We start from the raw sequence: 12,289 nt of genomic DNA, 5'->3' as shown, positions 1-12,289 counted from the left end.
TTCAATGGAAAATATTACGGGCCAGCCACCCAGCCTGTGCATATGTATATAGTGCAGCAAAACAAGAGGAGGAACCTGAATGACGAGCCATATCTATGCAAGTGATTTGGCGGCTGGACCATCTTTTTACGATGCAAGCCGAGACGATCCGGCGCCGCTTTTTACGGCAGATGCCATCACCGATGGACAAATTAAAAAAGTAAGTTTATCCGATTATGTCGGAAAATGGGTACTGCTTTTCTTTTACCCAAGTGATTTCACCTTCGTTTGACCGACAGAATTGGCGGCGGTCGCCGCTGTACATCAAGAATTGCAAACCATCAATACGGTTATATTGGCCATCAGCACGGACAGTGTTTTTTCTCATAAAGTTTTTCTTGAAACGTCGCCTTCTTTAAAAAATGTCCGATTTCCGATGGTAAGTGACCGCAATCAAGAAATCAGCCGGGCGTATCGGGTATTGGATGAGCGTTCGGGTGCGGCATTTAGAGCTTCTTTTTTCATCAATCCTGATCAAATCATCGCCGCAAAATTTATTTATCCGAAAGAAGTCGGCCGAAATCTTGCGGAACATGTCCGGCTGTTAAAGGGCATTCAATTTGCGAAACAGACGGGCAAGGGAGTACCTGCCAATTGGCAGCCGGGGGAACCCGGCATTATCCGGGATCCTAAAAAAATCGGACATATTTAAACTTTTAGCCTGTATAAACGATATAATAAGGAGACAATGCGGCAAGGAGGGATAAAGATCGAATTTTTTCAGATTGTCTCCGAAGATCGAATCAAAAAGGCCTACAACGATGGTGAATTCGACCGGCTTCCCGGGTTTGGAAAACCTCTCGAACTGGAGGATTTATCGAGCATACCTGAAGAATTGAGAATTGCCTATAAATTGTTGAAAAACGCCGGTTTTACGGATGAAGAAAACCGGTTAAGACAAGAGATGCTGTCGATTGAAGATTTGATCAAAAAGGTTGAAAATAATGATGAAAAAGAAAAGCTTCAAAAGCAATTAAATGAAAAGCTGCTTCGCTATAACCGGTTAATGTCCAATCGAAGAGTGAAAACAAACTCAGCCGGTTTTAAAAATTACCAGCAAAAGATCCACGAAAAACTAAAAATTGATTAAAAAGGCTTGGTTGTTCAACCAAGCCTTTTTAAAGTTCATAAAATAGATCTATTCACGGTGAAAGAGATCGTTTACAATGAAAGTATTAACAAAAGAGGAGGCAATTTACATGAAAAACACAATCGAAAAAATCAGACAAACATATAAGGGTGGAACGCTTTCGTAAATAGTTTGTGCCCCCCTTATATGTGGTTCGCAAACTAACACAAAAAAGGGGCAAAACATGCGTTATCCATTGAAAAAGTTTTTCTCATATTATAAACCGTATTTAAGATTGTTTCTATTTATATTGGCTATTGCTTTAATGGTTTCTTCCATTACATTGCTGTATCCGCTGCTTGTCCGATATATAACAAAAGAGGTGCTGGCGGGAGATTTGACCACGGCGCTCCAGAAAGTGTATTGGATTGGCGGATTGATGCTTGTCCTGGTTGGAATCCAGAATATTGGCAACTACTTTGTGGATTACAAAGGGCATGAAGTAGGGGCAAGGATGGAAAGTGATATGCGAAGCGAGCTGTTCGCACATATGCAAAAGCTTTCCTTCAGCTTCTATGATAAAGAAAAAACAGGCCAATTGATGTCAAGGATTACCAATGACCTGCTTTTGCTCTCGGAGCTGTACCATCATGGGCCGGAAGACTATATCAAATATCTCGTGCGCTTTATCGGAGCGTTTATTATTTTATTTACGATTAATGCGCCGTTAACCATTGCCGTATTTGGCTTTTTGCCGATCATGGGCGCTATAGCCTTTTATTCGAATAAAGCAATGAACAAAGTTTATCGGAAAACGAAAGAGCGAATTGGGGATGTAAATGCCCAGGTGGAAGACAGTTTGGCAGGGATTCGCGTTGTCAAATCGTTCGCGAATGAACAGATGGAAATTGAAAAATTCAACCGTGAAAATGCACGCTTTCTTGAAAGCCGCAAAAAAACATACAAGGCTGAAGCCCTGTTTTACAATACATTTGAAACCATCATTCAGCTGATTACGATTACGGTTATTATCTACGGCAGTGTCAATATCGTCCATGGGACTTTAGATTTGGCGGATTTGATTACTTTCTTGCTGTATACCAATTTTATGATTGAGCCTGTTCAGCGGCTGACTCATATGAGCACACAGCTGCAGGAAGGGATCACCGGCTTCCAGCGTTTTATGGAAATCATGAAGTTGAAGCCGGCGATAGAAAGTAAACCAAATGCGATCGTGCTTGATCCGGTAGTGGGCAGAATTGAATTTCGGCAAGTAACCTTTCGTTATGAAGAGCATTTGAAAAATGTACTCGAAAATCTTTCGCTCTGCATTGAGCCGGGAGAGTATATTGCCCTAGTGGGCCAATCTGGAGTCGGAAAAACAACATTGTGTTCACTCATTCCTCGTTTTTACGAGGCAACTGAAGGGGAAGTGCTCTTGGACGGAATCAACGTCCGCGATCATGACTTACAGTCGCTGAGAAAAAATATTGGAATGGTACAGCAGGATGTGTATCTATTTTCAGGAACCGTAATGGAGAACATTCGCTACGGAAAGCCGTCTGCAACAGAAGAGGAAGTGATAGCTGCCGCCAAGCATGCGAATGCCCATGAATTTATCATGAGTTTGCCGAATGGCTATCATTCCGAGATCGGGCAGAGAGGCGTTAAACTGTCCGGAGGTCAAAAACAGCGGCTGAGCATTGCTCGTGTTTTCTTGAAAAACCCGCCCATTCTATTGTTTGATGAGGCGACAAGCGCTCTAGATAATGAAAGTGAAAACTATGTCAAGCAGTCATTGGAAGTTTTGGCAAAAGGGCGCACAACGATTGTGATTGCCCATCGGCTATCGACGATACGCAATGCCGGAAGAATTATTGTTTTAACCAAAAACGGCATCGCAGAACAAGGAACACACGAATCGCTGCTTGCACGGGACGGAGTGTATGCTCAGCTATATTCCAAGCAGTTTGAATGCCAATTTTAAGGGCACACTTTAAAAAACAATGCCTCAGCCTTAGAAGTCCATTGAAAATGTAAGGAGAAATACAAAAATCGGCTCTTTCCTTTTTACGAGAGAGCCGATTTGTTTTATCCATTAATTTAAATGAAATGCAAACACAAGTGCATATCCCAAGGCCGATAAAAGCACGGATCCGGCTAATCCGGCCAAAAACGACTTGAATCCAAAGCGGCGAAAGGCTTGCAAGTTTACGTTTAAGCCAAGACCGGCCATAGCCATTGCAATTAGCAAGTAGGAGATGGTCACAATCGTTTGGGCAACGGATGATGGCACAATTCCAAGCGTATTGATGCCGCTGACAGCAAGAAAGCCAAAGATAAACCATGGAATGGGCAAGGAAGAGAACGATTTTTTGCGTTTTTCCGATTTTTCCTTTCCCCTTTCAGCGATGAAGCCGATGATAATCGCAACAGGCACCAATAAGGCAACCCTCGTTAATTTGACGATCACCGCTAAATCAACTGCTTCCGCGCCGCCGGGAGCTGCTGCCGCGATGACATGGGCAATTTCATGCAAGGTAGAACCTGTAAAGACGCCATATCCTTTTGCCGTTAAATTCAAGATCGGATACAAAAAAGTATAAACCAGGGTGAAAATGGTACCCAAAACGGCAACTGTTGCAGCGCCGATTGCTGTATCCTGTTCATTTGCTTTAATCTGCGGGGCAATGGCCACAACGGCGGCTGCGCCGCAAATCGCCGTTCCGCAGGCAGTCAAAATGCCAAGATTTTTTTCCACCCCAAACCATTTGCTGATGCTATATACGATAATCAATGTGAAGATGATATTAATAACCGCAATGAAAAACACTTTCGAGCCCGCGTGATAAATATCGGCTAAATTGAGCCGCATGCCTAAAAGAATAATGCCAAGCCGCAGCAATTTTTTATTTGAAAAAGCAATTCCTGCACTGTAGGAGACAGGATACGTAAATGCCGCACTGAAAATCATACCAAGCAAAATAGCAAGAACCAATTGCCCCATAATCGATAAAATCGGAAGTCCTGCCAAAGCCTTTGCCACAAGCGCAATGATAAGTGTCAGTAACATGCCTTTGATAAAAGGCAGTATATTGGATTGTGATTTGGCGAGTATTTGTTGTTGTTGTTCCACCATTTTTCCCCTCCATTTCTCTGTAAGTTAACTGTAGCGTATGATAGAGTATTAGTGAAATACATATTATTGATGTAAAATATTAATAATTTTAATGATAGGAGACAATTAAATGTATTATGATGCCTTACGGACGTTTGTCGCAGTCGTTGAGGAGGGAAATTTTACAAAAGCAGCGGAAAAACGGCTAATTTCCCAGCCAAGTGTCAGTGTTCACATTCAAAATTTGGAAAAGGAATTTGATACATCGCTTTTTGTCCGCTCCCCAAAGCAGCTTCAACTTACTTCCACTGGTGAATTGTTGTATGAACGAGCAAAGCAGATCCTGCAAATCTATGACACAGCCAAGGAAGAGATTGCCGACCATCACCACTCGATTGAACTTGAACTCAAGATCGGCGCAAGCTTTACGATCGGGGAATACGTTCTTCCTGGTCTTTTGGAAAAACTTTGCAAGCAATACCCAGGGATCAGGCTCGAAGTGATTATTGGAAATACGGATGAAATTATCGAACACGTAAAGCTGTTTCACGTCGATATTGGTTTAATTGAAGGGCAGTGCAATGAAAAAAGTCTAGCTGTATATCCGTTTATGAAAGATGAGTTGAAAATTGTTGCATCACACCATCATCCGCTTTCGCTAAAAGAAATGGCAGTTGAACAGCTCCAGGACCAAGTGTGGATTTCAAGGGAAAAAGGGTCGGGAACAAGGGTCTTTTTGGAACATGTTCTTCGTTCCCATGCGTTGAAGGCAAAGAACATGATTTCGATTAGCAGCACCCACGGGGTAAAGGAAGCTGTGATCCGAAATATGGGGCTGTCCCTGCTTTCGGAGTATGCCATTTCACGAGAAGTCGAAAATCATCATCTTTCGATCATTCCAATTAAAGACGAAGTATTTATCCGGAAATTTTCCTACATATTTTCATCCTTTGGGCGAAATAAAAAGGCAACCGAAACGTTTATTCAGCTTTTAAATGAAAACGCTCCTGCTGCTCGAGGCAACTCAGAATCTTAGGAGGATTTCCGATTGGCATAAAAGATCAACAACTTCCTCCTGCATCTTTAATGAAAATTCTTATAAGCTATTAAGATTCAGTGAATCTTGTCGAAATAAAGAGAAAGAGGATGTTTTTTTAAGAAAGAAAAATTCGAAGCGAATACGATCGATGCAGGTGAGAGATAAATGGATTTAACGACAATTATAGGTTTGATTATTGGCTTTGTGGCAATTGGCGTAGGAATGGTATTAAAAGGGGTCAGCTTGGTCGCCTTGGCGAACCCTGCGGCATTTCTGATTATCATTGCCGGAACCATTGCTTCGGTAACCATTGCTTTTCCAACAAGTGAAATTAAAAAAGTGCCAAAACTTTTTGGCGTTGTGTTTAAAGAACAAAAGGCGGTCAATCAAGCGGAATTGATCCGCCTGTTTTCCGATTGGGCCCAGCTAGCACGAAAAGAAGGACTGCTCGCCCTTGAAGCGAAAACGAGCGAAGTGGACGATCCTTTTTTAAAAAATGGGCTGTCGCTTGCAGTTGATGGGCAGAGCGCTGATTACATACGGGATGTGCTTTCTGAGGAAATTGAGGCGATGGAAGAGCGCCATCAATCCGGTGCCGCAATTTTCTCCCAAGCTGGAACCTATGCCCCGACACTCGGGGTATTGGGCGCCGTACTTGGGTTGATTGCCGCGCTCAGCAATATGAACGATACTGTTGAACTCGGACGTGCTATTTCGGCTGCATTTGTTGCTACATTACTCGGGATTTTCACTGGATATGTATTGTGGCATCCGTTTGCCAATAAATTAAAACGTAAATCAAAGCAGGAAGTAAAAGTAAAACAGATGATGATTGAAGGAATTTTATCCATTTTGGAAGGCGAGGCACCAAGGGTGATTGAGCAAAAGCTCGCATCGTATTTGCCAGCAGGAGAACGGAAGAAGATTCTGGAAGAAAGTGTTGTGGGTCGTGATGAGTAAACGTCGCAAGAAAAAGCATGAAGAGGAAGAAATGAGTGAAGCTTGGCTCTTGCCGTACTCAGATTTGTTAACACTGATCTTGGCATTATTCATTGTTCTCTTTGCCATGAGTTCCGTTGATGCGCAAAAATTCCAGCTTTTATCAAAAGCCTTTAACGAAATGTTCACTGGGGAAACAGGTTTATTGAATTATCAAACTACTATTCCGCAAGGCAGCTCGGACGCCCCGGATGTGCGAAAAAAAGATTTACAAAAAAATCAATATATGGCTGAAGATCCGCAAAAATTAAAACAAGAGCAGGAAAAGCAAAAAGCGATGCAAGAGGATCAAAAAGAACTGAAAGAGCTGCAAGTGAAAGTGAATCAGTACATCACAGCAAACCAGTTAGCAAATAAGCTGCAAACGTCGTTAACAAGTGAAGGTTTGCTTGTGACGATTCGCGATAATGTTCTGTTTGATTCTGGAAGTGCGGAAGTCCGCAGCATTGACCTGAAAACCGCTGGTGAAATTTCCAATTTGCTTGTGATGAATCCGCCAAGAAATATTATTATCAGTGGTCACACGGACAATGTACCAATTCGAAACTCCAAATTTGAGTCCAACTGGGAACTGAGTGTGATGCGCGCAGTGAACTTTATGAAGATCGTTTTGCATAATGACAAACTGGATCCGCGTTGGTTCAGCGCAAAAGGTTTTGGGGAGTACCAGCCGGTCGCATCCAATGACACGCCAGAGGGCAGGGCGAAAAATCGAAGGGTTGAAATTTTGATACTCCCAAGAACGTGAATTATTCTCGTAAAAAAAGAAAGTACTCGGCGACGAGTACTTTCTACCATTTCTGTTTGATCTTATGTAGTTGACGGATTCTTACAAATTGCTTCTCTTATATCATTCTGGTTCAGAAATTCACGAACAATTTCTTTTGAAATCCCCATTTTTTTTGCTTCGATCATTAGTGCCATCCAATCCCGGTCAATTTCTTCAGCAAGTTCCTTTGTTTTGATCACATTCTCCCCCCTAAAATACAAGTACCGATCGTATTCCAGGCAACCCGGCAATCATAGCAAATGAAATTTCCGCCTTAGACCCGCAGCTTTGCGTCCCTGTCTTTCAACAGGTTTGCCTTTTTCTGTATTTCCCCCAAAATTTGCTCTCTATTTTTAGGACTAATTTACTTTATTACACTCATAGGTAGATTATACCTAGTTCGTTCGAATCAGAGTGTTCTTTTTTGTCTATTTGGAATTTTTTTTTGCTACAAATTGCATCGATATTCAGCATATCTTGACAAAATGGAAGAGGTAAACGGATCGAAAATGTTGTTTAATGGAAAAATGGAACAAAAATACACTTTTTAGAAAAAACTACAATCGAAACGGATTTGCTTCTTAATTGTCGTTTTGCTGATTGATCCTCCACTTGTTAAATTCAAGAAATTCCTTGAATTGTTCTTTGGAAATACCAGAGTTCATTGCTTCTTTCACGAGATTCATCCAGTCGTTATCCAATTCTTCTTGATTTTCTTGCTCATGTATTAAATGGTCAACAGGTACATTGAGGACGCTTGCAATTTTTTCAAGAAATTGAATGGAAGGATTCCGTTGAAGATTTCGTTCAAGCGAACTTAAATACGACTTGGCCACTCCAGCTTGATCAGCTATATATATGGAACTAAACAATTTGGTTCTGTAACGATTTCCTAGATTAATGACAATATTCTACAAAATTTAAGCACAATATACCTGCAATCATCGGAGTTTGTCGAATATCGTTTTAGGCTATTTATTGCTCAATCCGATCCTGGCAATCTGGCTAAAGGTGTAATTGAGTCAATAGTTAAAGCTTAAGACATAGACGATTAACGATTTTCATAGGGTCTTTATTGATTTGTGTAATGAATGTCTGGACAGCCACTCTAATTTCTTCTACCGTTTTATAAAAAACATTATAAATAATTGATTTTTTTAACCATCCCCACAGTCCTTCAATTAGGTTTAACTCTGGGCTGTATGGTGGGAGAAAAACAAGTTGCAGATGATCTTTATGGGCTTCGAGAAAAGGTTGAATCAGTTTCGAGTGGTGGATTCTAGCATTATCCAGTATCATTACAATCTTCTCACCCTTGTATCTGACTACAACTTTTTCAAGAAAAGATAGGAAAACTTGAGCATCATAGTGTTCTTCTTCTGTGACAAACACTTCGCCTGTTTCGTAATCGAGGGTACCAATTAATTTAACCCCGTGATGTTTTCCATAAGTAGGTATCACTTTTTGTTGCCCTTTAGGAAACCATGTATTGGCTAAAGCTTGGTAGTCCCTGATCATGGATTCATCTTGAAACAGAATTCGATCAATTTCGTCATTCATCATTTTTTTTAATCGTTTCAAATTCTTGTTTGAACGCTTCCTGTTTCTCGGGGTCAGCCTTTGCTAGGGTATACGTTGGTTTTGTGTAACTAAATCCCAAACGAGTCAACAATCTCCTTACACCCCGGTCCGTATAAACAATGTCAAATGTTTGCTTAATCCAATCGCGAACAAGAAATGAAGTCCAATTCATTTCTGCGGGAAATCCAACAGCAGCTGGCTTTTTTTCAACAATTAACTGATAGAGTTCCTTTTCTTGTTCCTCTGTTAGTTGACAAGGGCGTCCGGGAGATTGTCCGGGAACTAATCCCTCCAAACCGTTAGTTTTATAGGCTCGAACATAGTTATATATAGTTTGCTCCGTACATTCTAAAAGGTCAGCGATTTCTACATAAGTCCGTCCTTTTAAATGCATGAGGATAGCCTGATAACGTTTAAACATCCGTAGATCCCTTAAACCATGCATACAAGCTTTAACTTCCTGAATTGAATCCATGTTTTCATTTTGAAGGATTTTCATTATGTGTCCGCCTTCCTAAAGGTTTTATTTACCTATAAGAATTGGACAAATTTTCTTAAAATCCTTTAATTCCATTTATATAGTTCTGATATAGACATTTTTTTTTCCAAACGAAGTTTTTTTACACGATCACCGATCATGGAGCTTCACACACCTATCTGTATAGATATAAAGTCATTTTATCAAAAGAATAGAGAAAGTTCCATGCAATTGCGTAATTCTTTCTGTTTACGGAACGAGCTTTGCAAACTGTTTTGATAAATTGATCAAATAGCGCTAATATAAAAGAGCGTATGAATGGATGCACTTTCAACGGAATATGCATAAATAGCGAAGAATTTATAGAGGTAGTGTCAAAAGTTCTATGAAAACTACCTAGCGATTTAATATTTCTTCCATTTACTGGGCGGGTATGCCCCCGCAACCGCTCTTGACAAACACGCCAATGGTTTGCGTTTACTTTACCAAGGGCGACGGGGACAAAAAGAAGGCATGCTAAATAGCCCTTGGTTTTTCCATTTTAAACCATTGGCTAGTTCGGTTTGTCAAGAGTTCGCTTCGCCGGATGCTAGTTTTATTCAAGGGCTCTGCTAAACAAAAAGTTAGGTAGACCGCTGCTGGATAATCCAGCGTTGAGCTAATTCCATTAACTTTGTCCATCGCGCGGGCATTGTAGGAAGCCCTGATAGTTCTGGATTCACTACCGGGACTTTGCCCTCTAAACTTGCATGTGGACGAAGGAAATTAAAGTACGCCACAAACAACGTGACAAAAGAAACTGAACCATGTTCCGACCCAAAGCCATGAGTGGAACGATAGTTGCCCTTAAAAGTGCGGTTAAGTCTCTCGATAATTTGCTTAAGAGGTCTGTATTCCGTCGAAACAGGATCGTCGTTTGTCAGCCCAATCACTTGCTTCACATCAAAGGAAATGCCGTGCTGTGCGAAGAAATGTTGGGCTAGCAGATAGATCGGATTTCCGTCTACCACAAAGGTTAAATCTTTTGGAATCTCTTTCATCTTCAATAAGACATCATCCATTGCACGAATAGCGGAAACCGTATCTCGATTCGGTGAGACCGGATAAGAAAGGATGATTTTCTTCACCGCATCGAAAAAGAAAAATAAGTAATGCCAGTGACCATTCACTCGAATATAGGTTTCATCGCCACAAAATTGATCGGAAAGCTCGTAAGGGTAATGATCAATATATGGCTTAAGCAAAAGAGCGACGCTGTTTTCGTAGTTCAAAATCGTTTGATGTGAAATGGATACACCATGGACATCCTGCATAATGGCAGCTGTTTTACGAGCTGAAAGGCCATAGTTGACATGGTAAGTTAGAATCAACCCCAATGTATGTGGAGATGCGTAAATCTTTGACAAATCCACTACTGGAAGTTCAGGTGATTCCTTGGAAAGAGGCTTAAAATCAAGGTGAAACCGGCGAAAAATGTATCGTAATTTAAATGCCTGCGGATCCTTTTTAAACCGTTTCTTTTCTTTGGAAGACATGCCGTTTAGTTTCTTTTGGTAATAGGGACAATCGTTATTTTTGCACTTGAACACGTCAAAATCTTGTCGCTCCTTAACTTTTTCAAGGGTTTTTGAACAATGAGGGCACTTAAGAATAGCCTCTTTCAAATAACGACTCTTATTGTTAAAAAGGCAGGAACATACCTTACATTGATACTGTCCTTTGCCTCCATTATTGGCATAAAGATAATCCGATGGAGCACCACACGCTGGACAGTTCATTGACTTAGGTACAATTGCTTTTGTATTTGAACGTCTTTGAACCGGTTTTAAGGGTTTACCGTTTTTCTCAAGATAATCGGTGAGGAGTTTTTGATAATCAAGTTTTTCAAAGGTTTCGATGATAGGAAGTTCATCGACTTGAAGTTTTCGATAAGGTTTATTAACAGGCGTTTCTTCAGGTTTTTCAAACATACCCTTTCCAACGAGAAGTGTAAGTAATGTTCGAATTACCTGATCTTGATGCTTGATAAATTCCATTAAATAAGTTAATAATTGAGGGTACAAACTTGTCACTTCCAATCTGGGATGTTGTGTGTGGGGTAACCTCAATTATCCTTAGATTTTAGGGGGTGGCAAGTTTTTTGCATTTTAAAGCCCACTAAATCAAGGATTTATTAACTTTTTAATATATAACTTTTGACAATACGTTTATAGAAAAGAGGAAGAAAACATGATTGTTTTAAAATCAGCCCGTGAAATTGAAGCAATGAAACAAGCCGGAAAAATTCTTGCTTCCTGCCATAAAGAAATTGCCAAACTCATCAAACCGGGCATTACAACTTGGGAAATCGAGGCGTTTGTTGAACAATTCTTGCAAAAGCATGGTGCAACCCCTGAACAAAAAGGTTATAAGGGCTACGAGTATGCAACTTGTGCGAGTGTAAATGATGAAATCTGCCACGGATTTCCGCGGAAAGAGCCACTAAATGAAGGGGACATTGTCACCATTGATATGGTTGTAAACTACAACGGTGCCCTGGCCGATTCGGCATGGAGCTACGCGGTCGGAAATGTTTCGGAGGAGACAGACCATTTGTTAAAGGTAACAAAAGAGGCGCTTTACAAAGGAATTGAACAAGCGCAAATTGGAAACCGGATTGGCGATATTGGCCATGCCATTCAGCAATACGTTGAAAGTGAAGGCTTGTCCGTTGTCCGCGATTTTATTGGCCACGGAATCGGCGCCGTGATTCACGAAAAGCCGGATGTCCCACATTACGGCTTGCCTGGAAAAGGGCCGCGCATAAAGGAAGGCATGGTCTTTACGATCGAACCAATGGTGAACATTGGCAAATACCAAACAAAAATGGATGCAAACGGCTGGACAGCCAGAACCATCGACGGCAACTATTCCGCCCAATTCGAGCACACCATCGCCATCACAAGCGAAGGCCCAATCATTTTAACCGAACAAGATGAAAAGTAAGGAAGTGAGCGCTTTTCATTGCAAATCTCTGCTATTAGTTTATACATCGTATATACTGATTAAGGGTTTCTCCTTTATGCTCTCGTCTCTTTTATTTGAAAAAGAGGCGGGAGTTTTTTTCTGGAGATGGAATAAATAAAATATAGAAACTGTACCAATATCGGAAATTAGTGATGGGTACAGTTTTTTTGATAAAAAAAGGGGAGAATGTA

Annotated in this window: 12 protein-coding genes and 1 riboswitch; of the genes, 7 read left to right on the top strand and 5 right to left on the bottom strand. The window is 40.9% G+C overall.

Annotation, left to right across the window (positions count from 1 at the left end):
- Positions 1-79 precede the first annotated feature (79 nt).
- The 3 genes from ACQYAD_RS01800 (at position 80) to ACQYAD_RS01790 (ending at position 3,095) form a co-directional block, all read left to right on the top strand.
- Positions 80-691, top strand: a complete 612-nt coding sequence (locus tag ACQYAD_RS01800; protein WP_430234920.1) for a peroxiredoxin — start codon at positions 80-82, stop codon at positions 689-691.
- A 36-nt stretch (positions 692-727) separates the two neighbouring features.
- Complete coding sequence (locus ACQYAD_RS01795; RefSeq protein ID WP_430234918.1) at positions 728-1,129, top strand: DnaJ family domain-containing protein; 402 nt, start codon at positions 728-730, stop codon at positions 1,127-1,129.
- Positions 1,130-1,352: 223 nt separating this feature from the next.
- Entirely contained in the window at positions 1,353-3,095 is a 1,743-nt protein-coding gene (locus ACQYAD_RS01790) for an ABC transporter ATP-binding protein (protein ID WP_430234916.1), read from the top strand.
- 111 nt (positions 3,096-3,206) lie between these two features.
- Here the strand turns inward: ACQYAD_RS01790 and ACQYAD_RS01785 are convergent, their stop codons facing one another.
- Entirely contained in the window at positions 3,207-4,247 is a 1,041-nt protein-coding gene (locus tag ACQYAD_RS01785; protein WP_430234914.1) for a YeiH family protein, read from the bottom strand.
- A gap of 109 nt (positions 4,248-4,356) precedes the next feature.
- On the opposite strand from ACQYAD_RS01785, the gene ACQYAD_RS01780 reads away from it, so the two are divergent.
- The 3 genes from ACQYAD_RS01780 (at position 4,357) to motB (ending at position 7,012) form a co-directional block, all read left to right on the top strand.
- On the top strand, positions 4,357-5,262 hold the full coding sequence (locus ACQYAD_RS01780; protein WP_430234912.1) for a LysR substrate-binding domain-containing protein: 906 nt from the start codon (positions 4,357-4,359) through the stop codon (positions 5,260-5,262).
- A 168-nt stretch (positions 5,263-5,430) separates the two neighbouring features.
- Positions 5,431-6,225 (top strand): flagellar motor stator protein MotA, encoded by a 795-nt coding sequence (gene motA / locus ACQYAD_RS01775; protein WP_430234910.1) that lies wholly within the window; start codon positions 5,431-5,433, stop codon positions 6,223-6,225.
- Complete coding sequence (gene motB / locus ACQYAD_RS01770) at positions 6,218-7,012, top strand: flagellar motor protein MotB (protein WP_430234908.1); 795 nt, start codon at positions 6,218-6,220, stop codon at positions 7,010-7,012. The genes motA and motB overlap by 8 nt, the downstream gene beginning before the upstream one ends.
- Before the next feature lie 62 nt (positions 7,013-7,074).
- On the opposite strand, the gene ACQYAD_RS01765 is transcribed toward motB, so the two are convergent.
- The 4 genes from ACQYAD_RS01765 to ACQYAD_RS01750 all read right to left on the bottom strand — a co-directional run bounded on the left by ACQYAD_RS01765 (position 7,075) and on the right by ACQYAD_RS01750 (position 11,155).
- Positions 7,075-7,233, bottom strand: a complete 159-nt coding sequence (locus ACQYAD_RS01765) for an anti-repressor SinI family protein (RefSeq protein ID WP_430234906.1) — start codon at positions 7,231-7,233, stop codon at positions 7,075-7,077.
- A 35-nt stretch (positions 7,234-7,268) separates the two neighbouring features.
- A riboswitch (cyclic di-GMP riboswitch) is annotated at positions 7,269-7,360 on the bottom strand.
- A gap of 254 nt (positions 7,361-7,614) precedes the next feature.
- Positions 7,615-7,941: a helix-turn-helix domain-containing protein gene (locus ACQYAD_RS01760; RefSeq protein ID WP_430235187.1), complete on the bottom strand. Its 327-nt coding sequence runs from the start codon at positions 7,939-7,941 to the stop codon at positions 7,615-7,617.
- Positions 7,942-8,062: 121 nt separating this feature from the next.
- A protein-coding gene (locus tag ACQYAD_RS01755) for an IS630 family transposase (RefSeq protein WP_430235185.1) occupies positions 8,063-9,089 on the bottom strand; the annotation gives its coding sequence in 2 pieces (ribosomal slippage) (positions 8,063-8,618 and positions 8,617-9,089; 1,029 coding nt in all).
- Positions 9,090-9,715: 626 nt separating this feature from the next.
- Positions 9,716-11,155, bottom strand: coding sequence for an IS6 family transposase (locus ACQYAD_RS01750; protein WP_430234386.1), 1,440 nt, complete (start codon positions 11,153-11,155; stop codon positions 9,716-9,718).
- A 166-nt stretch (positions 11,156-11,321) separates the two neighbouring features.
- Between ACQYAD_RS01750 and map the strand changes: the two genes are divergently transcribed.
- Positions 11,322-12,077: a type I methionyl aminopeptidase gene (gene map, locus ACQYAD_RS01745; protein WP_430234904.1), complete on the top strand. Its 756-nt coding sequence runs from the start codon at positions 11,322-11,324 to the stop codon at positions 12,075-12,077.
- Positions 12,078-12,289: the final 212 nt, after the last annotated feature.

It is taken from the genome of Neobacillus sp. SM06 (genome assembly GCF_050496765.1).
Lineage (GTDB): Bacteria > Bacillota > Bacilli > Bacillales > Cytobacillaceae > JAEVLT01.
The sequence above is the reverse complement of the archived record's forward strand: the minus strand, read 5'-3'. Positions and strand labels throughout refer to the sequence as shown.